The 23486-nt window shown below is 67.2% G+C and carries 29 protein-coding genes and 1 pseudogene; 17 read left to right on the forward strand and 13 right to left on the reverse strand.

Annotation, left to right across the window (positions count from 1 at the left end; all coding sequences use genetic code 11):
* Positions 1–107: 107 nt before the first annotated feature.
* The 4 genes from ACQKLX_RS02190 (at position 108) to ACQKLX_RS02205 (ending at position 3757) form a co-directional block, all read left to right on the forward strand.
* Complete coding sequence (locus ACQKLX_RS02190) at positions 108–803, forward strand: NIPSNAP family protein (protein WP_427359058.1); 696 nt, start codon at positions 108–110, stop codon at positions 801–803.
* A 72-nt stretch (positions 804–875) separates the two neighbouring features.
* The gene (locus ACQKLX_RS02195; RefSeq protein WP_427359059.1) at positions 876–1883 is read left to right on the forward strand and encodes a serine hydrolase domain-containing protein; all 1008 of its coding nucleotides are present in this window, start codon (positions 876–878) and stop codon (positions 1881–1883) included.
* Positions 1884–1979: 96 nt separating this feature from the next.
* Positions 1980–2390 carry an NADH:ubiquinone oxidoreductase subunit NDUFA12 gene (locus tag ACQKLX_RS02200; RefSeq protein WP_427359061.1) on the forward strand — a complete coding sequence of 137 codons (411 nt, stop codon included), beginning with the start codon at positions 1980–1982 and terminating at the stop codon, positions 2388–2390.
* A gap of 131 nt (positions 2391–2521) precedes the next feature.
* Positions 2522–3757, forward strand: coding sequence for an MFS transporter (locus ACQKLX_RS02205; RefSeq protein WP_427359063.1), 1236 nt, complete (start codon positions 2522–2524; stop codon positions 3755–3757).
* On the opposite strand, the gene ACQKLX_RS02210 is transcribed toward ACQKLX_RS02205, so the two are convergent.
* Positions 3732–4625, reverse strand: coding sequence for an alpha/beta fold hydrolase (locus tag ACQKLX_RS02210; protein ID WP_427359065.1), 894 nt, complete (start codon positions 4623–4625; stop codon positions 3732–3734). The genes ACQKLX_RS02205 and ACQKLX_RS02210 overlap by 26 nt on opposite strands.
* A gap of 164 nt (positions 4626–4789) precedes the next feature.
* Between ACQKLX_RS02210 and ACQKLX_RS02215 the strand changes: the two genes are divergently transcribed.
* Positions 4790–5380, forward strand: a complete 591-nt coding sequence (locus tag ACQKLX_RS02215) for a CGNR zinc finger domain-containing protein (protein ID WP_427359067.1) — start codon at positions 4790–4792, stop codon at positions 5378–5380.
* Between the two features lie 16 nt (positions 5381–5396).
* Here the strand turns inward: ACQKLX_RS02215 and ACQKLX_RS02220 are convergent, their stop codons facing one another.
* Positions 5397–6743, reverse strand: a complete 1347-nt coding sequence (locus ACQKLX_RS02220) for an Nramp family divalent metal transporter (RefSeq protein WP_427359069.1) — start codon at positions 6741–6743, stop codon at positions 5397–5399.
* A gap of 258 nt (positions 6744–7001) precedes the next feature.
* Between ACQKLX_RS02220 and ACQKLX_RS02225 the strand changes: the two genes are divergently transcribed.
* The gene (locus ACQKLX_RS02225) at positions 7002–7607 is read left to right on the forward strand and encodes a DUF2155 domain-containing protein (protein ID WP_427359071.1); all 606 of its coding nucleotides are present in this window, start codon (positions 7002–7004) and stop codon (positions 7605–7607) included.
* 2 nt (positions 7608–7609) lie between these two features.
* Positions 7610–7990: a VOC family protein gene (locus ACQKLX_RS02230; protein WP_427359073.1), complete on the forward strand. Its 381-nt coding sequence runs from the start codon at positions 7610–7612 to the stop codon at positions 7988–7990.
* A gap of 6 nt (positions 7991–7996) precedes the next feature.
* Here ACQKLX_RS02230 and aat read toward each other — a convergent pair whose 3' ends face one another.
* From aat to ACQKLX_RS02255, 5 genes are all read right to left on the reverse strand, one after another.
* A complete protein-coding gene (aat, locus tag ACQKLX_RS02235; RefSeq protein WP_427359075.1) occupies positions 7997–8674 on the reverse strand; it encodes a leucyl/phenylalanyl-tRNA--protein transferase in 678 nt (225 codons plus the stop codon).
* 164 nt (positions 8675–8838) lie between these two features.
* Entirely contained in the window at positions 8839–10203 is a 1365-nt protein-coding gene (accC, locus tag ACQKLX_RS02240) for an acetyl-CoA carboxylase biotin carboxylase subunit (RefSeq protein WP_427359077.1), read from the reverse strand.
* Between the two features lie 30 nt (positions 10204–10233).
* On the reverse strand, positions 10234–10701 hold the full coding sequence (accB, locus tag ACQKLX_RS02245) for an acetyl-CoA carboxylase biotin carboxyl carrier protein (RefSeq protein WP_427359079.1): 468 nt from the start codon (positions 10699–10701) through the stop codon (positions 10234–10236).
* Between the two features lie 279 nt (positions 10702–10980).
* The gene (locus tag ACQKLX_RS02250) at positions 10981–11760 is read right to left on the reverse strand and encodes a DsbA family protein (RefSeq protein ID WP_427359080.1); all 780 of its coding nucleotides are present in this window, start codon (positions 11758–11760) and stop codon (positions 10981–10983) included.
* 35 nt (positions 11761–11795) lie between these two features.
* Positions 11796–13136 (reverse strand): M48 family metalloprotease, encoded by a 1341-nt coding sequence (locus tag ACQKLX_RS02255; RefSeq protein ID WP_427359082.1) that lies wholly within the window; start codon positions 13134–13136, stop codon positions 11796–11798.
* Between the two features lie 241 nt (positions 13137–13377).
* Between ACQKLX_RS02255 and ACQKLX_RS02260 the strand changes: the two genes are divergently transcribed.
* Positions 13378–13659, forward strand: a complete 282-nt coding sequence (locus tag ACQKLX_RS02260) for a YARHG domain-containing protein (protein WP_427359084.1) — start codon at positions 13378–13380, stop codon at positions 13657–13659.
* On the opposite strand, the pseudogene ACQKLX_RS02265 reads toward ACQKLX_RS02260, so the two are convergent.
* The 3 genes and pseudogenes from ACQKLX_RS02265 to ACQKLX_RS02275 all read right to left on the reverse strand — a co-directional run bounded on the left by ACQKLX_RS02265 (position 13656) and on the right by ACQKLX_RS02275 (position 16058).
* Positions 13656–14205 (reverse strand): annotated as a pseudogene (locus ACQKLX_RS02265) (AAA family ATPase). The gene ACQKLX_RS02260 and the pseudogene ACQKLX_RS02265 overlap by 4 nt on opposite strands.
* 62 nt (positions 14206–14267) lie before the next feature.
* On the reverse strand, positions 14268–14981 hold the full coding sequence (locus ACQKLX_RS02270; protein WP_427359085.1) for a DNA helicase: 714 nt from the start codon (positions 14979–14981) through the stop codon (positions 14268–14270).
* 141 nt (positions 14982–15122) lie between these two features.
* Positions 15123–16058 (reverse strand): LysR family transcriptional regulator, encoded by a 936-nt coding sequence (locus tag ACQKLX_RS02275; RefSeq protein ID WP_427359087.1) that lies wholly within the window; start codon positions 16056–16058, stop codon positions 15123–15125.
* A 119-nt stretch (positions 16059–16177) separates the two neighbouring features.
* On the opposite strand from ACQKLX_RS02275, the gene ACQKLX_RS02280 reads away from it, so the two are divergent.
* From ACQKLX_RS02280 to ACQKLX_RS02295, 4 genes are all read left to right on the forward strand, one after another.
* A complete protein-coding gene (locus tag ACQKLX_RS02280; protein WP_427359089.1) occupies positions 16178–16903 on the forward strand; it encodes an SDR family oxidoreductase in 726 nt (241 codons plus the stop codon).
* Positions 16904–16913: 10 nt separating this feature from the next.
* The gene (locus ACQKLX_RS02285) at positions 16914–17375 is read left to right on the forward strand and encodes a carboxymuconolactone decarboxylase family protein (RefSeq protein ID WP_427359091.1); all 462 of its coding nucleotides are present in this window, start codon (positions 16914–16916) and stop codon (positions 17373–17375) included.
* A 12-nt stretch (positions 17376–17387) separates the two neighbouring features.
* Positions 17388–17753, forward strand: a complete 366-nt coding sequence (locus tag ACQKLX_RS02290; RefSeq protein WP_427359093.1) for an Atu4866 domain-containing protein — start codon at positions 17388–17390, stop codon at positions 17751–17753.
* 128 nt (positions 17754–17881) lie between these two features.
* Positions 17882–19387, forward strand: a complete 1506-nt coding sequence (locus ACQKLX_RS02295; protein ID WP_427359095.1) for a helicase HerA domain-containing protein — start codon at positions 17882–17884, stop codon at positions 19385–19387.
* On the opposite strand, the gene ACQKLX_RS02300 is transcribed toward ACQKLX_RS02295, so the two are convergent.
* Positions 19384–19566 carry a hypothetical protein gene (locus ACQKLX_RS02300; protein WP_427359097.1) on the reverse strand — a complete coding sequence of 61 codons (183 nt, stop codon included), beginning with the start codon at positions 19564–19566 and terminating at the stop codon, positions 19384–19386. The genes ACQKLX_RS02295 and ACQKLX_RS02300 overlap by 4 nt on opposite strands.
* Before the next feature lie 39 nt (positions 19567–19605).
* On the opposite strand from ACQKLX_RS02300, the gene ACQKLX_RS02305 reads away from it, so the two are divergent.
* A complete protein-coding gene (locus ACQKLX_RS02305; protein WP_427359099.1) occupies positions 19606–19998 on the forward strand; it encodes an HAD-IA family hydrolase in 393 nt (130 codons plus the stop codon).
* A 3-nt stretch (positions 19999–20001) separates the two neighbouring features.
* Here ACQKLX_RS02305 and ACQKLX_RS02310 read toward each other — a convergent pair whose 3' ends face one another.
* Entirely contained in the window at positions 20002–20574 is a 573-nt protein-coding gene (locus tag ACQKLX_RS02310; protein WP_427359101.1) for a TIGR00645 family protein, read from the reverse strand.
* A gap of 210 nt (positions 20575–20784) precedes the next feature.
* Here ACQKLX_RS02310 and ACQKLX_RS02315 point away from each other — a divergent pair, with 210 nt between their 5' ends.
* The 4 genes from ACQKLX_RS02315 (at position 20785) to ACQKLX_RS02330 (ending at position 22997) form a co-directional block, all read left to right on the forward strand.
* Positions 20785–21237 carry a BA14K family protein gene (locus ACQKLX_RS02315; RefSeq protein WP_427359103.1) on the forward strand — a complete coding sequence of 151 codons (453 nt, stop codon included), beginning with the start codon at positions 20785–20787 and terminating at the stop codon, positions 21235–21237.
* Between the two features lie 135 nt (positions 21238–21372).
* The gene (xth, locus tag ACQKLX_RS02320) at positions 21373–22152 is read left to right on the forward strand and encodes an exodeoxyribonuclease III (protein WP_427359105.1); all 780 of its coding nucleotides are present in this window, start codon (positions 21373–21375) and stop codon (positions 22150–22152) included.
* A 2-nt stretch (positions 22153–22154) separates the two neighbouring features.
* Positions 22155–22415, forward strand: coding sequence for a putative quinol monooxygenase (locus ACQKLX_RS02325; protein WP_427359107.1), 261 nt, complete (start codon positions 22155–22157; stop codon positions 22413–22415).
* Between the two features lie 3 nt (positions 22416–22418).
* Positions 22419–22997, forward strand: a complete 579-nt coding sequence (locus ACQKLX_RS02330) for a GNAT family N-acetyltransferase (RefSeq protein ID WP_427359109.1) — start codon at positions 22419–22421, stop codon at positions 22995–22997.
* A gap of 70 nt (positions 22998–23067) precedes the next feature.
* Here ACQKLX_RS02330 and ACQKLX_RS02335 read toward each other — a convergent pair whose 3' ends face one another.
* Positions 23068–23436, reverse strand: a complete 369-nt coding sequence (locus ACQKLX_RS02335; RefSeq protein ID WP_427359111.1) for a hypothetical protein — start codon at positions 23434–23436, stop codon at positions 23068–23070.
* Between the last annotated feature and the right edge of the window lie 50 nt (positions 23437–23486).

Consider the following 23486-nt stretch of genomic DNA (forward strand, 5'->3'; position numbering starts at 1 on the left):
TCGGACCGGCTCGAATCATGACCGAATCGTGGCGAGGGCTGCGATGTCGCTGCTGACGCGATTGGTCCGCCTTCTCGCCTAGCTGCAAGGGCAGCTGGAGAGCCGCCATGACCGACACCGTCTTCGAACTGCGCCGCTACACCTTGAAGCCCGGCGCGCGCGAGGCCCTGATCGCGGTCTTTGACACTCATCTGGTCGAGACGCAGGAAGCGGTTGGGATGAGCGTGCTCTGCCAGTTCCGCGATCCCGCGGCGCCCGACCAGTTCGTCTGGTTCCGCGGCTTTGCCGATCAGGTGGCGCGAACCCGCGCCCTCCCCGCCTTCTATGGCGGCCCGGTCTGGGCTGAACATGGCCCCGCCGCCAACGAGACCATGCTGGAATGGCACGACGTGCTGATGCTGAAACCGGCAGCGCCCGGCTTCGGCTTCAAGACGAACGGGCTTGAGCGGCTGCCGCCGGGAACCGCCGATCTCGATGACGGCCACCCCTATCTCGTCGCCATCCACCATCTCAGGCCTGATGCGGCCGAGGACGCAGTCGCGATCGCCGCCGAGGCGATCGCCGATGCGGTGCGCTCCACTGGCGGCGAGGTCCTGGCCAGCCTGATCAGCGACCGCAGCGAGAATGGCTTCGCGCGCCTGCCCGTGCGCGAGGGCGAATGCGTCGCGGTCACGCTGATCAGGCCTGCGGTCCCGCAGGCGATACCGGCTCTCGAAGCGGCCTTGCGCGGGATCGTGCCCGGGACCGGCCGCGCGCCCGACATCGCTTGCCTCATTCCAACCGCGCGCTCGCTGCTGCGCTAGAACTTTGGCCTCGCACCGCAGAGTCGCCGGGATTGCCCGGCCTGATGCGCCTGCAAGCCGGAGGCCTGACCGATGAATCGCCTGCTCGCCATCATCGCGCTCTGCCTCTGGGCCCTGCCGCTACGGGCCGAGCCCGGCCGGCATTGGCGGAGCATCGATCCGGCCTCGACCGGCTGGTCCGCGACCGCGCTTCAGCCACTGCAAGATTATGCGGAGTTGCGCAGGCCCACGGCCCTGCTGCTGGTGCAGAACGGCGCCATTCTCGCCTCCTTCGGCGATCCCGCGCGCAAGGTCGGCGTCGCCTCGGTGCGCAAGAGCCTGCTGAGCGCGCTCTACGGCAGCGCCGTCGCCGACGGACGGATCAGGCTCGACGCCACGCTCGCCGAGCTCGACATCGACGAAAAGCCGCCAGGGCTGACCGGGCAGGAAAAGGGCGCCACCGTCCGCGACCTGCTGACGGCGCGCTCCGGCATCTATCTGCCGGCGGCGCATGAGACGCCAGACATCAAGGAGAAGCGGCCGGCTCGCGGCAGCCACCCGCCGGGCAGCTTCTGGTTCTACAACAACTGGGATTTCAACACCCTCGGCACGATCTACCGCCAGCGCACCGGCGACGACATCTTCGAGAGCTTCGCCCGCCGCATCGCTGCGCCCATCGGCATGGAGGACTTCTCTGCCCGGGATGGCCGATATGCACTGTCGCCGGTCTCGATACACCCGGCCTATCCGTTCCGGCTGAGCGCACGCGATCTCGCCCGGTTCGGCGTGCTCTACACCAATGGTGGCAGCTGGAACGGCCGACAGCTCGTTCCCGCAGCGTGGGTGCGCGAATCGACTGCTCCTCACGCAGCGACCGACCGGCCGACACGTGGCTACGCCTATATGTGGTGGACCCTGCCGGAAGGCGGCTTCGGCAGGGGAGCGGCGCTCGCCTCCGGCTATGGCGGGCAATTGCTCGCGATCGTTCCGGACAAGCGCCTCGTCATGGTCCAGACCGCAGAGACCCGGCGCAGCGGCATCGGCACGCGCACCCGCGACTTCATCGCGATGCTGCGCAAGATCGTGGCCACGGCGCCGTAGCGACCGATGCCCGCAGCGCCCGGCCGCACTGGACATCACGCGCCAGCCTCTTCATAAGTCGCGCGACGGCCTGCAGGCCTGCGCGGACGCGAAGCGATGACCAAGACCCTGCTCCAGATCTTCACCTGGTGGAACGGCCAGACCATCGGCACAAGGTTCCACACCTGGCGCTTCGGCGAGAAGGTCGGCGAGGACGAGTTCGGCAACGTCTACTACCGCACCAAGGGCGGCAAGAAGGACAAGGCGCTCGGCGTCCAGCGCCGCTGGGTCGTCTATAACGGCCCGATCGAAGCCTCGACGATCCCGGCCGGATGGAATGGCTGGCTGCATCACACCGTCGACGTCGCCCCCTCCGAGGAGAAATACGTCGCTCGCGAGTGGCAGAAGCCGCATCAGCCGAACTATACCGGCACGGCGCTGGCCTATCGCCCGCCCGGCTCGACGCTGGGCGAGAACAAGACCCCGGCCGCGACCGGCGACTACCAGGCCTGGACACCGGGCCGCTGAGACCAATCAGCATGTCAGGTTTCATCGCCCGGTAGCGCCCTGCGCTACCGGGTTTTTCGCAATGCGGACTTACGGAACCCTGCGCAGCCTCGCCGGTTGTCTCGCGCAGCCTGCTCGCCCGGGAGACCGATATGGATCAAGATCGCCCGGCTTCGGCCCGCGTGCCGCTCGACACGCTGAACTTCTTCCTCGCAGATGTCCGCGACGGCCTCGGCCCCTATCTCGCGATCTATCTGCTCACGGTGCAGCACTGGGACGAAGCTTCAATCGGCTTCACGCTCTCGGCGGCCGGCGTCGCTGGGATCGTCGCGCAGACGCCTGCGGGAGCGCTGATCGATGCGGTGCGCGCCAAGCGCGCCATGCTGATAGCTGCGGCGATTGCGATCACGGTGGCCTCGCTGGCCATACCGATCTTTCCCAGCCTGATGCCGGTCGCGATCCTGCAGGCTGTCTCGGGCGTCGCCGGCGCGGTATTTCCTCCGGCGATAGCCGCCATCACGCTTGGCATCGTCGGGCCGAAAGCCTTCGCCAGACGGATCGGACGCAATGAAGCCTTCAATCATGCGGGCAACGCCACCGCAGCCCTTCTTGCCGGCGCCCTCGCCTATTGGCTTGGACCAGTCGCCGTCTTCTGGCTGATGGCGGCGATGGCGCTCGCCAGCATCGCCGCCACGCTGAGCGTTCCCGCAGAGCTGATCGACCACGATATCGCGCGTGGCCTCCACGACGTCCCGGATAACGGCCTCGCTGCCCGCCCCTCGGGATTCCGCGTGCTGCTCGCCAATCCGCCGCTTCTGATCTTCGCCTGCTCCACCACGCTGTTCCATTTCGCCAATGCGGCAATGCTGCCGCTGGTCGGGCAGAAGCTGGCGCTGGCCAATCCCGATCTCGGCACGACGCTGATGTCGGCCTGTATCGTTGCAGCGCAACTGGTGATGGTTCCGGTCGCGCTGATCGTGGGCGCGACCGCCGATCGCTGGGGCCGCAAGCCGATCTTTGCCATCGCACTGGCGGTCCTATGTCTGCGTGGCCTGCTCTATCCGTTATCCGACAATCCGTACTGGCTGGTCGGCGTCCAGTTGCTGGACGGCGTCGGCGCCGGCATTTTCGGGACGCTGTTCCCCTTGATTATCTCCGACCTCACAGCGGGCACCGGCCATTTCAATGTCGCCCAGGGCGCCATCGCGACTGCGCAAGGCATCGGCGGCGCCCTGAGCACCTCTGTCGCCGGCGCAATCGTCGTCGGCTACGGCTACGGCGCGGCCTTCATCACGCTCGGCATCGCCGCTGGCATCGCATTGGCGCTGCTGCTTCTGCTCATGCCGGAGCCCAGTACCCGGACTACCGCGCAGGCAATCGCGCCATGAACGCCCGGATGCGTTCGGCGATCTCGCCGGCATGCGTCTCCAGCGCGAAATGGCCGGCGTCGAACAGGTGCACCTCGGCGCCCGGAACCTGCTGCTTCAGATAGTCGACGCCCTTGAGCGTGAAGAACGGATCGCTCTTCCCCCACACGATCAGCATCGGCGGCTGGCGCTCGGCGAGATAGCGCTGCCAGGCCGGATAAGCGGCGAAGTTGCTCTGATAGTCGTGCAGCAGCCGCAGCTGAATCTCGCGATTGCCCGGCCGGTCCAGCCCGGCCTGATCCATCGTCCAGGCATCGGGCGAGAGCCGTTCGGCCCGCGTTGCGCCATGGGTGTATTGGAAGCGCGTCGTCTCCGGCTTCAGCAAATCGGCGAAGGGCTTCTCGGTCTCGGCGTTGCGCTCGCGCCAGAACGGCCCCATCGATGCCGTGATCTCCGGGTTCCAGCCCTCGGCATTGGCGACGGCGTTCTGCACGATCAGCCCGCGCACGCGCTCGGGCCGGCGCAGTGCCAGGCGAAAGCCGACCGGTCCGCCATAGTCCTGCAGATAAAGCACATAGCTCTTCAGCCCGAGCCGATCGACCAGCTCCTCCACCACATCGGCAAGACGGTCGAAGCGATAGTCGAACTCGGCCGGCGACGGCGCGCCGCTATGGCCGAAGCCGGGATAATCCGGCGCGATCACCCGGTACTGCCCGGAGAGGCGCGGAATCAGGTCGCGGAACATGTGCGAGGAGGACGGGAAGCCGTGCAGCAGCAGCAGCGCCGGCGCGTCCGGCGCTCCGGCCTCGCGATAGAAGACCTCGGTGCCGGCGATCTTGGCGGTACGGAAATGGGTCGGAACGGACTCGGCAGCGGCAACCGGTGTCATGGCGAGAACTCCTGTGGCGAGTGTGAGGGCGGCAAGACGGCGGAGGGTGCGGATCATTGCAAAGATCGTAACCTTTGTTTCTGTGTTTTGACGGTGTCACTTGATTTGAAACCTGTCAACCGATAAATGAAGGGTTACGAATTGGCGTGTTCGCGAGGTACGAAATGACAGCTGCGACCGAGACCTCCGGGGAGTTCCGCGACGGCTTTCCCTTCGTCGGCGGCGCGACCTGGCTCGACCTGCTGAACACCACGCCAGCAGGCGAAACCGGTCCTCAGGAGCTGATCGATGGTCCCGAGCGCGCGCTTGCCTGGCTGAGAGCGGCCGGGCTCGGTGATTCCGCCGACAGTGGACATGAAGCGACGACCGAGCTGCGCGCCTTCCGCGCAGAGCTGCGAGCCGTCTTCGACCTGCTAGAGGGCGGGCAGCCGCTGCCAGACACGGTTCTGGCATCCGTGAACCACCGGCTGGCCAGCCTCAACGGGCATCATGTCCTGCAATGCGGGAACTACGGACCAACGCTTGGGCTGGCGCTCGATCGCGCCGCCGCCGGTCCGGCCGCTCTTGTCGCGCTCGATTTCGCCCGTTTCGTCTGCGAGGCCGAGCCGGCGCGGCTGAAGCGCTGCGCCGCCGATCACTGCACGCTCGTCTTCTACGATCGCGGCCGCAACAATACGCGCCGCTGGTGCACGATGAGCCTGTGCGGCAACCGCGACAAGGTCGCCCGCTTTCGCGCCAAACGCGCCACGCGGTAGGATCGTGAGGGCTTCCTCAGCCCGCTCCGCCGAAGAAGTCGACCAGCAGCTTGATGTTCAGGGCCGCGATCGTGATCGCGATCAGGTAGGCGAAAGCGGACAGCCAGCGCGGCGCGACGAGTTCCCCCATCTTGGCCTTGTCGGCGGTGAACATCACCAGCGGGAAGACGGCGAAGGAGAGCTGCAGCGACAGCACGACCTGGGTCAGGATCAGGAGCCGCGCCGTACCGGCATCGCCAAACCAGATCGTCACGGCCGCGGCCGGCACGATCGCGATCGCCCGGGTGATCAATCGGCGCAGCCAGGGCGGCAGCCTGATCTTCAGGAATCCTTCCATCACGATCTGGCCGGCGAGCGTCGCCGTCACCGTCGAATTGATGCCACAGCAGAGCAGCGCGATGCCGAACAGGGTCGGTGCGATCGCCACGCCCAGCAGCGGGCCCAGCAGCTTGTGCGCGTCGCCGAGCTCGGCCACCTCGGTCTGGCCGGTCTTGTAGAAGGTCGCAGCCGCCAGGATCAGGATCGAGGCGTTGATCAGCAGCGCGAACATCAGCGCGACCGTCGAATCGATCGTGGCGTATTTCAGGGCCTGGCGCTTCTCGGGCAGGGTTTCGCCATAGGCGCGCGTCTGCACGATGCCAGAATGCAGATAGAGATTATGCGGCATCACCGTCGCGCCGAGGATACCCAGTGCCAGATAGAGCATCTCGGGATTGCTGACGATCTCCGTGGTCGGCGCGAAGCCCCGGATCACCTGCCCCCAGTTCGGGTCGGCCAGCGCGATCTGGATCGAAAAGCAGATCGCGATCACGCCGAGCAGCGTGATGATCAGCGCCTCGACCCAGCGGAAACCGAGCCGCTGCAGATAGAGGATCAGGAAGACGTCGAGCGCCGTGATGACGACGCCGATCTCGAGCGGGATGCCGAAGATCAGGTTGAGGCCGATCGCGGTGCCGATCACCTCGGCGATGTCGGTGGCGATGATCGCGGTCTCGGCGAGGAACCAGAGCACATAGGCGACGGGCTTCGGGAAGGCGTCGCGGCAGGCCTGGGCGAGATCGCGCCCCGAAGCGATGGCGAGCCGCGCACAGAGCGACTGCAGCACGATCGCCATGATGTTCGAGACCAGGGCGACGACGAGCAGCGTGTAGCCGAACTTGGAGCCGCCGGCGATCGAGGTCGCCCAGTTGCCAGGATCCATATAGCCGACGGCGACGAGATAGCCCGGTCCGACAAAGGCCGCCGCGCGCCGCCAGCCCGGTCCGGAGCCACGCACCGCGATCGAGCGATGGACGTCGGCGAGCGAAGCGTCCCCGCGCTCGCTGCGCCAGCCCGCGGGCAACTTCTCGACCCGAGCGTCCATGCACGATTCCTATTCTGCTCCTGCGATCCATTCGCAGAATATTGAGTTGCAAACGGTTTGCAAGTGCGAAAGCATGCTCGGGATATGCGCCTCGGGGCCGGAAGCGTCCCTGGAAACGCATGGCCGATGACGGAGCTCCGCCACAGCTTTCGGTGCGCGCTCCAGCCCTGAACGCTTCCCCGCCCTTTTTCCGCTGCGATTGCCGTGCTACTGCGCCCCGTCGCGCGCGGCCGCGCTGAAAGAGAATCGCAAGCCAGCATGCCTTCGCTCCGCAGGATCCTCGCCCTCGCCGCCGTCTCCGGTGCAGCACTCGCGCTGGCCGCCCCCGCCCAGGCCGACCGTATCCGCAACCCGACCGCGGTCTTCGCCGGGCTCGACAAGATCACCGGCCGGATCATCTCCTTCGAGGTGGCGATCGACGAGACCGTGCAGTTCGGCGCGCTGCAGATCACGCCGCGCGTCTGCTGGACGCGCCCGCCGACCGAAGCGCCTCAGACGACCTCCTTCACCGAGGTCGACGAGGTCACCTTCAACAACGAGTACCGGCGCATCTTCACCGGCTGGATGTATGCATCGAGCCCCGGCCTGCACGGCGTCGAGCACGCGATCTACGATGTCTGGCTGACCGACTGCAAAGGCGGCACCGAACTGGTGGTCGACCCGAAGGAGCCGGAGGCCGCGCCGCCGCCGCTCACGCCCGAGCAGCGGCGCCCTGCCCGGCCGGCCCAGCAGACGCCGGCGCCGAACCAGCGCATCGACGTCGCCCCGCCGCAGGGCGTGCCGGTGCAGCCGCGCCAGACGCCGAGCCAGCGCTTCTTCCCGACCAATCCGGCTCCGGGCCGCGATCCGGCCGGCAGCAACTGACCGTGGCGCGGGTCACCGGCATCGGCGGCCTGTTCTTCCGCGGCCGCGATCCGCAAGCCCTGTCGGCCTGGTACGAGCGACATCTCGGCATCGCCGACATGAACAAGGCTGTCTGGAGCCAGGATGCCGGGCCGACCATCTTCGGCCCCTTCGCCGCGACCACCGAGTATTTCGGCCGGCCGGAGCAGCAATGGATGGTCAATTTCCGCGTCGACGATCTCGGCGCGATGATGGCTTCGCTGCGCGCTGCCGGCATTGCCGTCGAGACCCGGCCGGACTGGGATTCGGAAGTCGGCCGCTTCTGCCGCATCCACGACCCCGAAGGCAATCCGATCGAGCTCTGGGAGCCGTCGTCGACGGCGACCGGCGGACCGGCAGCCTGAGCGACCTCAGCCCGGCAACTCGGCCAGCGCCTCGCGGCCGCTGACAGCCTGCCCCTTCGGCCAGCCCCACCAATCGCCATGAGCTGCGATCGCCGCATCGAGCAGGACGCGATAGGCCTCGCGTGGAATCTCGCGGGTGCCGAACTGCGAGAGGTGCGCGGTCTGGAACTGGGTATCGAGCAAGCGATAGCCGCCTCGGCGCAACCGGGCGACGAGATGCACCAGAGCCACCTTCGAAGCGTCGGTCTCGCGGTGGAACATGCTCTCGCCGAAGAACGCTCCACCCAGCGATAGGCCGTAGAGCCCGCCGGCCAGACGGCCCTCGTGCCAGCATTCGACGGTATGGACATAGCCGAGATGGAAGAGCTCGCCATAGAGCCCGCGGATGCGCCCGTTGATCCAGGTCTCCGCCCGATCCGGCCGGCTCTCGGCGCAGGCGGCGATCACCGCGGCGAAGTCGTGGTCGACCCGAATCTCGAACCGGTCGGAGCGGACGGTGCGAGCCAGCCGGCTGGGCAGGTGGAAGGCGTCGAGCGGGATGATGCCGCGGATGTCCGGCTCGACCCAGAACAGGCCGGGATCGTCGGCGCTCTCCGCCATCGGGAAGACGCCGGCCGCATAGGCGCGCAGCAGGATCTCCGGCGTGATCGCCGGCGCGCGCGCAGGTGTGGAACGGGCCTTCATGCAGCGATGGGAGCGCGGGCGGGCGGTTGAGTCAAACGTTGGCCGTCATTCTCGGGCGAAGCGAAGCGCAGGCCCGAGAATCTCGTGACGAGATGGCGTTATTTGAGCGTCTTCCGGCCTGAGATGCTCGGGCCAAGCCCGAGCATGACGATGTGCACCGGGCCTCACTCCTCGCCTGGCTGGTCCATGCCGCCATTGGCGAGGAATTTCTCCAGCCAGTGGATGTTGTAGTCGCCGTTCAGCATGTCCTGGTTGCGCACCAGCGTGCGGAATAGCGGCAGCGTCGTGTCGACGCCGTCGACGACGAACTCGTCGAGCGAGCGGCGCAGGCGCATCAGGCATTCTGCCCGGTTGCGGCCATGCACGATCAGCTTGCCGACCAGCGAGTCGTAATGCGGCGGGATGACATAGCCCTGATACGCCGCCGAATCGACGCGCACGCCGAGACCGCCCGGCGTGTGGAACGAGGCGATCTTGCCGGGCGACGGCCGGAAGGTGGCGGGATGCTCGGCATTGACACGGCATTCGATGGCATGGCCCTCGATGACGATGTCCTTCTGGCTGATCGAGAGCGGCGCGCCGGCGGCGATCCGGATCTGCTCGTTGACCAGGTCGATCCCGGTGATCATCTCGGTGACCGGATGTTCGACCTGGATGCGGGTGTTCATCTCGATGAAGTAGAACTCGCCGTCCTCGTAGAGGAACTCGATCGTGCCGGCGCCGAGATAGCCCATATCGGCCATCGCCTTGGCGCAGATCTCGCCGATCCGCTCGCGCTCGCCGGCGTTGAGCGCAGGCGAGGGCCCCTCCTCCCAGACCTTCTGGTGGCGGCGCTGCAGCGAGCAGTCGCGCTCGCCGAGGTGGATCGCCCGGCCCTTGCCGTCGCCGAGCACCTGGATCTCGATATGGCGCGGCTTTTCGAGATATTTCTCGATATAGACGGCGTCGTCGCCGAAATTGGCCTTGGCTTCGCTGCGGGCCGTGGCGAGCATGACGGACACCTCGTCCTCGCTGCGCACCACCTTCATGCCTTTGCCGCCGCCGCCCGACGCCGCCTTGATGATGACGGGCAGGCCGATCTCGCGAATGATGCGCAGCGCCTCCTCGTCATCGGCGACGCCGCCCTCCGAGCCCGGCACGCAGGGGATGCCGAGGCGCTTGGCGGTGCGCTTGGCCTCGATCTTGTCGCCCATGCTGCGGATGTGCTCGGCCTTGGGACCGATGAAGGCGATGTTGTGCCGCTCCAGGATCTCGGCGAAGCGGGCATTCTCGGAGAGGAAGCCGTAGCCGGGATGGACCGCATCGGCGCCGGTGATCTCGCAGGCGGCGATCAGGGCCGGAATGTTGAGATAGCTCTCGCGGGCCGGCGGCGGGCCGATGCAGACGCTCTCGTCGGCGAGGCGCACATGCATGGCGTTGGCGTCGGCGGTGGAATGCACCGCGACCGTCGCGATACCGAGTTCCTTGGCGGCCCGCAGCACCCGCAGCGCGATCTCGCCGCGATTGGCGATCAGGATCTTGTCGAACATCTCAGCGCGCCCTCACCGGTTCGGGCCGGCTCACTCGATCACCAGCAGCGGCTCGCCGTACTCGACCGGCTGCCCGTCCTCGACCAGGATGGCGACGACCTTGCCAGCGCGCGGTGCGACGATGTCGTTGAAGGTCTTCATGGCTTCGACGAGCAGCACGCGCTCACCCGCCTTCACCTCCTGGCCGACCTCGATGAAGGGCTTGGCTTCCGGCGAAGGTCGACGATAGGCGGTACCGACCATCGGCGAGTTGACCGTGCCGGGATGGGCGGCGGCGGCCTTGGCGTCTGCCGGGGCCGCGGCAGGCGCCGCAACCGCCGCAGGAGCAGCAAAGGCAGGCGCGGTGGCGACCGGCGCCATTACCGTTGCGGAGATGGTGCGGGCCACGCGGATACGCAGGTCGCCCTTCTGCACCTCGATCTCGGTGAGATCGGTCTCGTTGATCAGCTGCGCCATCTCGCGCACGAGTTCGGGATCGATGGGGCTCTTGGTCGCCATGGCGGATTTCACCGTCTTCGTGAGCTCGATGGACGGGACGGCAGGTCCCGAAGGAGGTGCGCATAAGCGAAGGGATGACGCCGGATCAAGCCGGCAGCTTCGCGAGTGTCGCGCGTCTTTACCCGGAACAGTGGGTCAGGAAAAGGGCGAAGGCGCCCGTTGGGCGCCTTGCCTATGCAAATCACCGCCGCTTTGGCCGCCGGTCCACAGAAACGACGCGGCAAAGCCGCTTCAAACGGCTACTGGGCCGACCATCCGGGCGGCCCCGTTCCGATCAGCTCAGCCGCTGCAGGTCGCCTTGCCGCATTTGCGGACGGCTTCGATCTTCTGCTTCAGCGCCGCCTGACCGACCGCGCCGAACACCACTTCGTCGCCGATGATGAAGGCGGGCGTGCCGGTGAGGCCGAGCCGGTCGCCGAGCGCGACGGTCTGCTCGATCACCGCGCGCGTCGCCGGCGCCTCCATCTCCTTCTTGACGCGCTCGATGTCGGCGCCGGCTTCCTTGGCGATCTCCAGCGCCTTGGCGCCGTTGATCCGGCCCTTGGTGGCCATCAGCTTGAGATGGAAATCCCAGTACTTCTGAGCCTGGAGCTGGTTCTTCACGGCGATCGCGACGCGGCTAGCCTCAACCGAATCGGGGCCGAGGATCGGGAAGTCCTTGATCACGACCTTGAGCTTGGGGTCGTCCTTGGCCAGCGCCCGGACGTCTTCCATCGCCCTTTTGCAGAAGCCGCAATTGTAATCCATGAACTCGACCAGGGTGACGTCGCCCTGCGGGTTGCCGGCGATCACCGAGGTCGCGGGGTCGGTGAGGCTGGCCTTCTCGGCGGCGAGTGCGTTGCGCTGCGCCTCGACCTGCGCGACCTGGTTGCGTTTCTCGAGCTCGACCAGCGCCTCCTGGATCAGCTCAGGGTTCTTCAGCAGCGTCTCCTTGATCAGCTCGACCACGGCCGCACGCTGCTCGGCCGAGAGCGACTGCGCCTGCGCCGGCACGGCGGCGGCGAGCGCACAGGCGGCGATGCCGGCGAGCGCCAATCGGCGCAGCGAAGAGAAGATCATGGTGACGGTCCTTTCCAGGGCGCGACTCAGGTGCGCTATCTTTGTTTGTCGGGGGGAACATACTCGACGATGTCGCGGGCGCGCAGTGCCGCAGGCGACCCCTGCGGCAATTTGGCCAGCGCCCGGCTCGCCTGGGTGTGGGCGACGGTCCAGTTGCCGGTAGTGAAGGCGTATTGCGCGGCCGAGAGCTCGGCCATCGCGACATTGCCCTTGGCGGCATAGGCGTTCGAGAGATGCTGGTGCGCTTCGGCCGAATCGGGCTCGCGCGTCGCGGCGTTCGAGAGCTCGCGGATCGCTTCGTCGAGCAGCGCCTTGTCACCTGTCTGCTGCAAGGCATGGCCGAGCATCTGCCGGATCAGCCCGGCCTGCGGCGCGAGCGAGACCGCCTGGCGCAGCACCGGCACGGCTTCGCGCGCCCTGCCCGCCTCGAGCAGGGCCTGGCCCTTGAGCTCGAAGAAATAGGCGTTCCTGGGCTGCTCGCCGATCAGCCGGTCGATCGCGGCGAGAGCCTGCGCCATCCGGCCGGAGCGGTAGTCGGCGATGGCGCGGGCATAGCGGGCCGCCATCGACTGGTCGGCCATGCCATAGCGGCGGGCGACGCCGCCTTCGCGCTCGACGAAGCCCATCAGCTTGGCGCGCATCAGGTCGTGGCGCGCCTGCAGCGCCGGCGGATCGGGCTTGTCGAAATTCGGGCTCTGCTTCGCCAGCGTCTCGAGCTGGGCGATGCGCTCGGTCGGCATCGGATGGCTGACCGTATAGGGATCGATCGCCTTCGACAGAAAGGCGCTGTTCTCGGCGAAGCGCCTGAAGACGGTGAGCATGCCCTTGGCCGATTGGCCGGCAACGGCGAGGAAGCGCACCGCCGCGCGGTCGGCCGCCTGCTCCTCCGAGCGCTGATAGGCGAGCAAAGAGCGCCGCACCAGCTCCTGCGGACCGGTGATCGCGCCCATCGCGCCGACCCCGGGATTGCCCATCGAGGCACCGCCGCTGCGCGCGCCGGCCACCACGCCGCCGACGCCGACGAGCAGGCCGGCGATCGAGAGGATCTGCGCGTTCTGCATCTCCTGCCGCAGGCGGGCCAGGTGCCCGCCGGCGAGATGGCCGCTCTCATGGGCGAGCACGCCGATCACCTCGTTTGGCGTCGCCGCATCCATCAGCACGCCGATATTGACGAAGATCGACTTGCCGTCGGCGACGAAGGCGTTGAAGGCGCGGTCATTGATCAGGATGATCCGGGTCCCGCGGGCATTGATCCCGGCGGCCTTGAAGATCGGCGCCGCATAATCGCGCAGCAACTGCTCGATCTCGGCATCGCGGATCAGCGAGACCGAGCTCTTCGGCGCTTGCCCCAGAGCCGGCACCGCAGCCGCGACCAAGGCCAGCCCGGCGACGAGGGAACGCCGCAGGCACGCGCTAGTTCGAGAGCGGTGACCAAAGGACTGCATGAGCTCGCGGTTCTTGTCCTCCGCAGGCGCGGCAGCGTCAATTCACAGCTTTGCCAGCGGAGCGCTCGGGGTTCCTGCAACATGATCGTGATCCTGCCATGGCAGGAAGCGAAAACGCTTGTCGCGCCCGCAAGGCAAGGCGACAGATAGCGCCTAACCGCACGAGGTCGTCATGTCGAAGCTGCTCCTCCCTGCCCTCGCCCTCGGCCTCGCTTTGCCGCTCTTCGCGACCGCCACGCCCGCGGCGGCCCAGAGCTGCGAGGACCTCTGGTACCAGCGCAACGAGATCTACAAGGCGCAGGGTTACTGCTTCCGCACCCAGCGCGGCATCAGCGCCTTCGGCAATGCCGGCTGCCAATACGACAATGTCGAGGACGTGCCGCTCTCGGCGACCCAGCGCCGCATCATCGCCGACATCCAGCGCGCCGAGCGCACAAACCGTTGCCCGCGCTAGGCACGCCCCTCCACCAGCCGGAACCGCTCGCTTGCGACGGCGTCGACCACAGCCGCCACAACCCCGTCGACCGTGAGACCGGCCGTCGGCAGGCCATGGCGCCCGAGCCTACCGAGATCAGCGAGCTGGCCGTGCAAGGCTGTGATCACCTGCGCGTCCGTCAGCGTATCGCCGCCCCGCGCCCGGCAGCGCCGGATCGCTTCCTCCAGCGGTCGCTGCAGCACGACATAGTGTACCGCGATCCCGTCCTGCCGGAACGGGGCCAGGAACCACGGGCCGATGATGCCGTCGACGACGACGAAATAACCGCCTTGGGCATATGACAAGGCGGCAGCGGCCAGCGCCTCCATCACGACTGCGTTCTGGGTATGCGCCTCGGGCAGGAAGGGCGCGAGGCTGCCATGCCCGATCGCATGCCAGAAATCGTCGGCGTGGAGATGCGCCTTGCGCGCGCCCTGGGGATCGGGCCAGGGCGCGCGCCACCGTCGTCTTTCCGGAGCCGGGCGAGCCGGTGAGGATGAGGATCTGGCCGGCGCGATCGAGCATGCCGCCTTTCTAGGGCCGCTGGGCGCGGCCAGCCAGATCACCCGGCGCTTGCCTGGCCAGCGTTATCCCGCCGCCTGGAACCGGACTTCGCCTCCGTTCAGGAAGCAGCTCTTGTCGAACAGCGACAGGTCGAGCGGGTTCGGCAGGCGGACATCGTCGAGATCGGGACAGGACTTGGCCGCCGGATCATAGGAACGGTCGATCTGCGAGATGAAGACGAGGATCACGCCCTTCTCCTGCGCGAATGCCTTGAGCATGCGGATCTGGGCACCAAGCTCGGGATTGCCGCGCTTCTGGTCGAGCAGCTGCAGGTAGTCGACGATCGCGAGCGTACCGCGCGGCGCCTCCGCCAGCGCCCGCATGATGTGGTCGGCGCTGATCGCCTCCGAATCGTCGAAGCAGAACAGCGCGTCGAATTGCGCGGGATCGACGCCGAGCGCCCGGAAGCGGCCGAGCGTGTCCTTGGCGGTATATTCCAGCGTGAAGAACGCGGCGCGGCGCCCCGCCTTCATCGCCGCCACGGCGAGTTGGAGGCTGAGCAGCGTCTTGCCATGCCCGGGCCGCGCGCCGATCAGCAGCAGGTCGCCCGGTGCCAGGCGCGCCAGCAGCCCTTCGGCGGACAGGTCCTCGGCGGATTTGGCCGCAAGCAGGCTCCAGGCGCCGAAACCTTCGCCTATTGCAACGCGATCGAGCGCGAGATGGAGCGGGATATTTTCCTTGCGCGACAGCTCCCTGGCCTGGCGCTTCAGGCGATGGACGGGTGCGGAAAGCTTCATCGATGGACCTCCTGATCCGAGCGACGTCCGCAATCCCTCCTTATGCGCAGCGCTCGAACAGTTGGTTCGACGAAGATGGAATGACCCTGCACGGCAGCGTGCTTCCCGGTTGGAGGGAGGAGGCGCGGGCCGCGCCTGGAATCAGAGCATAGCCGATCCCGCTCGGGCCGTCGCCATGCCCTTCTCCCATTCGAACCGCCGGAGATAATCGACGAGCGCGCGCAGCTTCGGCGCCATGGCGCGGCGGCTGGGGTAATAGAGATAGAAGCCTGCGAAATACGGGCAGAACTCCTCCAGCAGCGGCTCCAGCTCGCCGCGCGCGATCGCAGGGCGAAAGCTCTCCTCCATGCCGAAGGTGATGCCGGCGCCGGCGGCCGCGAGCTTGATCATCAGCGCCATGTCGCTGGTGGTGATCTCCGGCGAGACGGCGACGCTGAACTCCTTGCCATTCTCGGCGAACTCCCAGCGATAGGGCGGTAGCTTCGGCCCCGGCCGCCAGCCGATGCAGCGATGCGCCGCCAGCTCGCGCGGATGGGCTGGCACCCCGAAACGCTCGCGATAGCCGGGTGAGCAGACGGCGAGCTGGCGCTCCTCGCCGCCGATCGAGACCGCGATCATATCCTGCTCGATCACCTCGCCGAGCCTGACGCCGGCATCGTAGCCGGCGGCGACGATATCGAACTCCTCGTCGGTGACGGTGATGTCGAGCTCGACCTCGGGATTGGTCGCGGCGAAGCCGGCGAGGAATGGCCCCGACAGGAAGCGCTCGGCGATCGACGAGACTGCGAGACGCAGGCGTCCGCGCGGCCCGGAGCGCAGATCGCGCGTCGCCTCGACGGCAGCGCGCAGATCGGACAGCGCTGGTGCGAGATCGGCGAGCAGGCGCTCGCCCGCCTCGGTCAGGCTGACGCTGCGTGTCGTGCGCTGCACCAGCGCGATTCCCAGTCGCTCCTCGAGTTTGCGGATGGACTGGCTGACCGCCGAGCGCGTCACGCCGACACGGTCGGCCGCGCCGCGAAAGCTCCGCTCCTCGGCGACGAGCGCGAACACGGCAAGCGCGTTGAGGTCCAGCTCCATTGGTTAGACAGACTCTCCAGACTGGAAAGAAATCGGCGGCTTATCGCGACAATGGCCTGCTCCTAGCTTCCGGGCAACCGCGACAGAGCGGTTCCACGAAACAACCAGACGGAGCGGACATGGCCCTCGATAAGGTCGTCCTCATCACCGGCGCCTCCAGCGGGATCGGCGCCGGCATCGCCCGGGAGCTCGCAGCCGCCGGAGTGAAGCTGATGCTCGGCGCGCGTCGCACCGACCGCCTCGACGCGCTGGCAGAAGAACTCACCGCGCAAGGCGGTGAGATTCGCACCCGCCGGCTCGACGTCACCGATCGCGCCGATGTCGCGGCCTTCGCCGAGGCGGCGCGCGAGGCTTTCGGCCGCGTCGACGTCATCGTCAACAATGCCGGCGTCATGCCGCTCTCGCTGATGGCCTCGCTCAAGGTCGACGAGTGGGACCGGATGATCGACGTCAACATCAAGGGCGTGCTCTACGGCATCGCCGCGGTGTTGCCGCAGATGCTGGCGCGCGGCTCCGGCCAGATCGTCAACATCGCCTCGATCGGCGCCCTCGCCGTCTCGCCGACGGCGGCCGTCTACTGCGCGACGAAATACGCCGTGCGCGCCATCTCGGACGGCTTGCGCCAGGAGCACTCCGACCTGCGCGTCACCTGCATCCATCCTGGCGTGGTCGAGAGCGAGCTCGCCGGCACCATCACCGATCCGGCCGCGGCCGAGCTGATGCGCAGCTATCGCGCCATTGCGCTCCAGCCCGACGCGATCGGCCGCGCCGTGCGCTTCGCGATCGAGCAACCCGACGATGTCGACCTCAACGAGATCGTTGTCCGCCCCACCGCCACCCGCTGAGGAGGAAGCCATGACCCAATCCATCTCATCCCCCTTGCGCGCCGCCGCAGCCGCCTTCGCCATCGCGGCGATGCCCGCGCCCGCCATCGCGGAAACCAGCGAGGAGCGGCGCAAGCGCGGCGATGCCGTCATCCGCAGCCTGAACAATGGTGCGCCCCAGCAGGCGCTGGAGCGCATGCGGCAGGAATTCCCCTTCCTGGCCGAGGCGACCGAGGCTTATGCGCTCGGCGATGTCTGGTCGCGGACCGGCCTCGACAGCCGCACGCGCCAGCTCGCGGCGGTGGCGGCCTTCGCGGCGACCGGCCAGACCGCCTTCATGAAGGTCCATGCCGGCTACGCCCTCAACATCGGCGTGCCCGAGGCAGAGCTGAAGGAGATCGTCTACCTGATCACCGTGCCGGCCGGGATCTCGCGAGCGATCGCAGCGTCACAGGCACTGTCGGAGCTCTTCGCCGAACGCCGCAAACAGTGAAAAGGCATGATCATGAACAGCTTGCTCGTGAACGCCTCGCTGCTGCTGGCCGCCGGCATCGGTCTTGCCACCACCATCCAGAATGGACCTGAAGGATCCACCCGCATGATGACCACCCAGGCAGCCGCCACCGAGACCCCACAGAGCCATCCCTATGTCGGCATGTGGGTCACCGCCGACAATCATGTCCGCCACGAGCTGCTGCCGAATGGCCGCTATGACGAGGCACGCGGCAATCGCGAGAGCGCCTATCGCGGCCGCTACAAGGTCTCCGGCAGCTATATCGAATACTGGGACGACACCGGCTTCACCGCCGACGGCACCTTCGTCGATGCGGACACGCTGCATCATGGCGGCATGGTCCTGCGGCGGCGCTGACCAGAGGCCTGCCCTGCGTCGCGCAAAGCTGTGGAATGCAGGCCAGGCCTTGCCTTGACTGCCGGCGGGCGTGCTAGAAGCGCCGCCTTGCGTTTTCCGCCACGGCAAGGAGCGGCCTGGATTCCGGCATGAAGACTGGCATCGACATGGGGTCGACGCGGGGCGGCGAGCCCGCCGAGCTCGACCTCGCCGAACTGCTGGCGACGCGGCTCCTGGTCCAGGGCAATTCCGGCTCGGGCAAGTCGCATCTGCTGCGTCGGCTGCTCGAACAGAGCGCGCCGCTGGTGCAGCAGGCTATTGTCGATCCCGAGGGCGACTTCGTCTCGCTGGCCGACCAGTTCGGCCATGTCGTGGTCGATGGCACCGCTAGCCCGGTCGAATTGCAGAAGATCGCCCTGCGCGTGCGCCAGCACCGGGTATCGGTCGTGCTCAACCTCGAAGAGCTCGACGCCGACGAGCAGCTGCGCGCCACCGCCGCCTTCCTCGGTGGGCTCTTCGACATCGACCGCGCCCATTGGTATCCGATGCTGGTCGTGGTCGACGAAGCGCAGCTCTTCGCGCCGGTGATGGCGGGCGAGGCTTCCGACGAGGCGCGCCGGCTCTCGCTCGGCGCCATGACCAACCTGATGTGCCGTGGCCGCAAGCGCGGCCTTGCCGGCGTGATCGCGACGCAGCGCCTCGCCAAGCTCGCCAAGAACGTCGCGGCGGAAGCCTCCAACTTCCTGATGGGCCGCACCTTCCTCGACATCGACATGCAGCGCGCCGCCGATTTGCTGGGCATGGACCGGCGCCAGGCCGAGATGTTCCGCGACCTCGAGCGCGGCCAGTTCGTCGCACTCGGGCCAGCTCTGTCGAAGAAGCCGCTGCCGGTCAGGATCGGGCCCGTCGCCTCGGTCGATCGCGGCGGCGCGCCCAGCCTGATGCCGCTGCCCGAGCAGGCGCCCGAAGATGCCAGCAAGCTGATCTTCACGGCTGGCGAGGGCGAGGTCGCACCCGCGCCCTGGCCAAAGCAGCCGCGCCCGCGCCCAGTGGTGGCGCCCGAGATCATCCGCCGCATCGAGACGCATCAGCCGGTGCAGCCGCCCGAGCCCGAGATCGAGATGGACCCGGCCGAGCGCGCCGCAGCGCTGGTCGAGATCCTCAACGAACTGCTCGACGATCCCGAGGCGCGCGACCGGCCGGTCGCCGTGCTCTACCAGGATTTCACCGTTCGCTGCCGGATGCGCCGCGTCAGCGGGCCGGAGACGAGCCTGGACGCTTTCCGCAAGCGCCTCGCCGTCGCCCGCGCCGGAGCGAGCGAGGAGGTGCTGTCCTCCGATGCCTGGGAAAAGGCGCTGACGGCGGCTGAGACCCTGCCAGAGGACCTGCACGGGCTCTTCCTGTTCATCGCGCGCAGCGCCATCGAAGGCGCGCCCTGCCCCTCCGATGCCGAGCTGGCCGAGGCCTATGGCAGCCATTCGCCGAGCCGGGCGCGCCGCCTGATCGGCTATATCGAGGAACGCGGTCTCCTCGTCTGCCATGTCGATTTCCGCGGCCAGCGCACGCTGGCCCTGCCCTCGCTCGGCGTCGAGACGGCGCCGGGCCTCGCCTCGCCACTGGTCAAGGGCCTGCCGCCGCGACGGGCACGAGGCTAGATGTGATCCGCGCCGTCCTCCTCGATGTCGACGGCGTGCTGGTCACCGGGTGACCGCAGGATGGTCTGCACTGGAGCCATGATCTCGAACGCGATCTCGGCATCGCGCCCGAGCTGCTTCAGCGGCGCTTCTTTGCCCGGCTTTGGACCGATGTCGTCACGGGTCGTGCCGGTCTGCACGAGACACTAACGCCGGTCCTGGCCGAGATCGCGCCCGCGGTGCGCAGCGAGGCTCTTCTGGAGTACTGGTTCGCCCACGACGCGAGGCTGGAGGAGGCCTTGCTGGAGGATATCGCGAAGCTGCGCCGCAACGGCCTGACCGTCGCCTTGGCGAGCAATCAGGAGCATCTGCGCGCCCGCTACCTTTCGGAACGGCTGGGCCTCGCAGGCCATGTCGACCACTTCTACTACTCGGCAGCGATCGGCGCCCGAAAGCCGGATTCCGCCTTCTACCAGCATGTCGAGCAGGCACTGGGCGAGCCGCCCGAGACGCTCCTGCTGATCGACGATACTCTCGAGAATATCAGAGCTGCCCGGCAGGCCGGCTGGCGGGCCGTCCATTGGACGGCCCCTCGGCGCCTCGGCGACATTGTTGCCGAGGCTGGCGAGTGATGCTCAATGCCCCTTGCTGGTGCCGTTGAGCGTCATCCGGTCGACCCAGGCGATGCCCAGCGCCGAGACGATGAAGATGGTATGGATCAGCGTCTGCAGCAGCACGCCCGTGGTGGTGTAGTTCGTCGCCGTCGGCCCACCGATATTGCCGGCCTCGATGAAGGTCCGCAGCAGATGGATCGAGGAGATGCCGATGATCGCCATGGCGAGCTTGATCTTGAGGATCGAGGCGTTGACGTGGCTGAGCCATTCCGGCTGGTCGGGATGGTTGTGCAGCCGAAGGCGCGAAACGAAGGTCTCGTAGCCGCCGACGATCACCATGATCAGCAGGTTGGAGATCATCACCACGTCGATCAGCCCCAGCACGACCAGCATGATCTGCTGTTCGCTGAAGTCGAAGGCGTGGTTGACCAGGTGCCAGAGTTCCTTGAGGAACAGGAAGACGTAGACGCACTGCGCCACGATCAGGCCGAGATAGAGCGGCACCTGCAGCCAGCGCGAGGCGAAGATCACCATAGGCAATGGCTTGAGCGGCCCGTTGGCGGGAAGGTCGGCGGGTTCGGCGGAGTGCGACATGGGGCTCCCGGATCGGTGCTGCAGTGCGGAAATGTCCGCCAGATGGGGCCTGACGCGGCGACACGCAAGCCGAAAAACGCCGAATGTCGTTGGAAGTCGTTGAAATTTCGCCGCGTTTTGCGTTTACTCCGGTCGGTAAGGTGACTGTGCCTGGGCAGCTGATGCGGTTCCAGGCGAATCCTCCCAGTAGGGAGGGACAAGGAGTTCGAGATGATCAGGACGACGTTGATCGCCGCCGCCCTCGCCGGTGGTTTTGCCCTCGCCACGCCGGTTGTCGCTGCTCCGCTCGCACCGGCCACGGCGGTCGCTGCGACGGCCGGCTCGCCGAATCTGGTCGAGCAGGTGCAATACCGCCGCTATTACGGCGGCCCGCGCTACGGCTATCGCGGCGGCTATTACGGCCGGGGCTATCGCTATAATCGCGGCGCAGCTGTCGGCGCCGGCATCGCCGCGGGTGCGCTCGGGGCTCTCGCAGCCGGCGCGCTGCTCGCGCCCGCACCGGTCTATGCCGCCCCGCCGCCGCCTGTCTATGTCGCGCCCGCGCCGGTCTATGCCGAGCCGGATGCCGATGCGATCGCCTATTGCTCGCGCCGCTTCCGCAGCTACGACCCGTCGACCGGCACCTATATAGCGTCCGGCGGCGTGGTTCGCGCCTGCCCGTAATGCTGGGGCGCCGTCGCAAGGCTAAGTTCTTCGAACCTCCCGGCCCTGGCCGGGAGGTTTTTTGTGGCCGCTGCTGACTTGCATTGACGGCCTCACCGTCTCTTAGTCTCCGCTCGTCTGAATCGGAGTCGGCCCGTGCGTATCGCCACCTGGAACGTCAATTCGATCCGCCAGCGCCTGACCCATGTCCTCGCCTTCCTGAAGGAAGCCGAGCCCGACGCGCTCTGCCTGCAGGAATTGAAATGCGTCGACGCGGATTTTCCGCGCGCCGAGATCGAGGAAGCCGGCTGGCAGGTCACGACTCATGGCCAGAAGGGCTTCAACGGCGTCGCCATCATCTCGCGCAGCAAGCTCGAGGATGTCAGGCGCGGCCTGCCCGGCGACGACAGTGACGAACAGGCGCGCTATCTCGAAGGCGTGCTGCCGCATGGCGATGGCGTCGTCCGCCTCGCTTCGATCTACCTGCCCAACGGCAATCCGCCCAACACCGAGAAATACCCCTACAAGCTCGCCTGGATGGAGCGCCTTGCCGTGCACGCCAAGGGCCTGCTCGCCCATGAGGAGCCGCTCGTCCTCGCAGGCGACTACAACGTCATCCCAGAGCCTCGCGACGCCCGCGATCCCGCAGCCTGGACCGGCGATGCTCTCTTCCTGCCGCCGACCCGTACCGCCTTCCGCAAGCTGCAGAGCCTCGGCTTCACCGAGGCGCTGCGCGCCACGACCGATGCGCCCGGCCTCTACACCTTCTGGGACTACCAGGCCGGCGCCTGGCAGCGGAACAACGGCATCCGCATCGACCATCTCCTGCTCTCGCCGCAGGCGGCCGACAGGCTCGGCGCCGTCTCGATCGCCAAGCATGTCCGCGGCTGGGAAAAGGCCTCGGACCATGTCCCGGTGCTGATCGAGCTCAACTGAGCATGCTGAAGGTCATCGCCCAGGACTTCATCAAGCCCGAGAGCATCGAGCTGGTGGCGCCGCTCTACCGGGAGCTGGTCGAGAAGACGCGGGCTGAGCCGCTCTGCCTCGCCTATGACCTCTTCGTCGACCGGAAGGACCCCGGCCACTTCGTCTTCGACGAGCACTGCCGCTCCGAGCATTTCAGGCGGCTGGTACCATTGATCAACCGGCATCAGCGGCAAGATTGCATCGTCACGCTGATGGACGCGTTCGAAGGCTAGGCCGTGGAGATCCGACTCGAAACGCCGCGCCTGACGCTTCGGCCTTGGGGCGAGGAGGATATCGAGCAACTCACGCTCGGCTTGAACGATCTCGCTGTCGCAAAATGGCTGGCTTTCGTCCCTCACCCCTATTCGACCTCGCACGCCCGAAACTGGATCGAGAGATGCCGGGGGATTTTGAACGCAGGCGGTCGGCCAGTCGCATACGAATTCGCCGTCGAACTGAGGCCTGAATGTCGGCTGATCGGAGGAGTCAGCCTCAACAAGATCGACTGGCAGGCCGGGACGGCTGGTGGAGGCATCTGGATAGCTCGCCATTCTCAGGGTCGCGGCTATGGACGCGAAGCGTTTGACGCAAAGATCCGATTTGCGTTTTGCGAGCTGGGCCTGACGAAGCTGGTCAACGGGTACTTCGACGGCAACGGCAATTCCTGGGCGATGCAGCGCAAACTGGGATATCGGCGCGTAGCTGAGCTCCCCAGCCGTTGCATGGCTGATGGGAGGCAGACGATCGAGCATGTGACGACGCTGCTGCGTGGTGACTGGACAGGCCGCGAGGATCAGGCGTCCAACCGGACGTAACGCGACGCCGGCCTTGCGATGCCGGGATCCTCGACCACCCGCCGCTGCGAACGCCACAGGGGGCACGCGCCTATTGCGGCGAGCCGCGCTTGACGTTGTCCTTGATGAAGACGCGAAACGGCGTCGTGCCGCTGGCGCTGCCATCCGCCGAGCGCCATTGGCCCTTGCTGCAGAGCACGCCGCCTTGCGTCTCGCTCGCCTCGAATTCGATCAGGTTGTGATAGGTCGTGCCATCAGGCTCGATGGCACGAAACCGCGTGGTGCACTTGCCGCTGGCGACGACCGGATCGTAGTCGTGGATCATGATGCCGCCGCCGCCCGTGCTCGGGAAGGGATCAGTCAGCGGAGCCCAGTCGTCGAACCGCTCCTGAGCACGGGCACCATGGATGGCGAGTGCAGTGCAGACGGCGATAAGGCTGACAATAACGGTATCGCGCATGACGAGGGCTCCGAGGCCTGACACCTCGGTTACGCCATTGCGAGAACTCT

Origin of the sequence: Allobosea sp. NPDC003192 (assembly GCF_050275675.1) — a bacterium.
Taxonomy (GTDB): domain Bacteria; phylum Pseudomonadota; class Alphaproteobacteria; order Rhizobiales; family Beijerinckiaceae; genus Allobosea.

Coding starts and splice junctions, on each gene's coding strand:
- ACQKLX_RS02190 (WP_427359058.1), top strand. CDS start 108: ATGACCGACACCGTCTTCGAACTGCGCCGCTACACCTTGAAGCCCGGC.
- ACQKLX_RS02195 (WP_427359059.1), top strand. CDS start 876: ATGAATCGCCTGCTCGCCATCATCGCGCTCTGCCTCTGGGCCCTGCCG.
- ACQKLX_RS02200 (WP_427359061.1), top strand. CDS start 1,980: ATGACCAAGACCCTGCTCCAGATCTTCACCTGGTGGAACGGCCAGACC.
- ACQKLX_RS02205 (WP_427359063.1), top strand. CDS start 2,522: ATGGATCAAGATCGCCCGGCTTCGGCCCGCGTGCCGCTCGACACGCTG.
- ACQKLX_RS02210 (WP_427359065.1), bottom strand. CDS start 4,625: ATGACACCGGTTGCCGCTGCCGAGTCCGTTCCGACCCATTTCCGTACC.
- ACQKLX_RS02215 (WP_427359067.1), top strand. CDS start 4,790: ATGACAGCTGCGACCGAGACCTCCGGGGAGTTCCGCGACGGCTTTCCC.
- ACQKLX_RS02220 (WP_427359069.1), bottom strand. CDS start 6,743: ATGGACGCTCGGGTCGAGAAGTTGCCCGCGGGCTGGCGCAGCGAGCGC.
- ACQKLX_RS02225 (WP_427359071.1), top strand. CDS start 7,002: ATGCCTTCGCTCCGCAGGATCCTCGCCCTCGCCGCCGTCTCCGGTGCA.
- aat (WP_427359075.1), bottom strand. CDS start 8,674: ATGAAGGCCCGTTCCACACCTGCGCGCGCGCCGGCGATCACGCCGGAG.
- accC (WP_427359077.1), bottom strand. CDS start 10,203: ATGTTCGACAAGATCCTGATCGCCAATCGCGGCGAGATCGCGCTGCGG.
- accB (WP_427359079.1), bottom strand. CDS start 10,701: ATGGCGACCAAGAGCCCCATCGATCCCGAACTCGTGCGCGAGATGGCG.
- ACQKLX_RS02250 (WP_427359080.1), bottom strand. CDS start 11,760: ATGATCTTCTCTTCGCTGCGCCGATTGGCGCTCGCCGGCATCGCCGCC.
- ACQKLX_RS02260 (WP_427359084.1), top strand. CDS start 13,378: ATGTCGAAGCTGCTCCTCCCTGCCCTCGCCCTCGGCCTCGCTTTGCCG.
- ACQKLX_RS02270 (WP_427359085.1), bottom strand. CDS start 14,981: ATGAAGCTTTCCGCACCCGTCCATCGCCTGAAGCGCCAGGCCAGGGAG.
- ACQKLX_RS02275 (WP_427359087.1), bottom strand. CDS start 16,058: ATGGAGCTGGACCTCAACGCGCTTGCCGTGTTCGCGCTCGTCGCCGAG.
- ACQKLX_RS02280 (WP_427359089.1), top strand. CDS start 16,178: ATGGCCCTCGATAAGGTCGTCCTCATCACCGGCGCCTCCAGCGGGATC.
- ACQKLX_RS02285 (WP_427359091.1), top strand. CDS start 16,914: ATGACCCAATCCATCTCATCCCCCTTGCGCGCCGCCGCAGCCGCCTTC.
- ACQKLX_RS02290 (WP_427359093.1), top strand. CDS start 17,388: ATGAACAGCTTGCTCGTGAACGCCTCGCTGCTGCTGGCCGCCGGCATC.
- ACQKLX_RS02295 (WP_427359095.1), top strand. CDS start 17,882: ATGAAGACTGGCATCGACATGGGGTCGACGCGGGGCGGCGAGCCCGCC.
- ACQKLX_RS02310 (WP_427359101.1), bottom strand. CDS start 20,574: ATGTCGCACTCCGCCGAACCCGCCGACCTTCCCGCCAACGGGCCGCTC.
- ACQKLX_RS02315 (WP_427359103.1), top strand. CDS start 20,785: ATGATCAGGACGACGTTGATCGCCGCCGCCCTCGCCGGTGGTTTTGCC.
- ACQKLX_RS02325 (WP_427359107.1), top strand. CDS start 22,155: ATGCTGAAGGTCATCGCCCAGGACTTCATCAAGCCCGAGAGCATCGAG.
- ACQKLX_RS02335 (WP_427359111.1), bottom strand. CDS start 23,436: ATGCGCGATACCGTTATTGTCAGCCTTATCGCCGTCTGCACTGCACTC.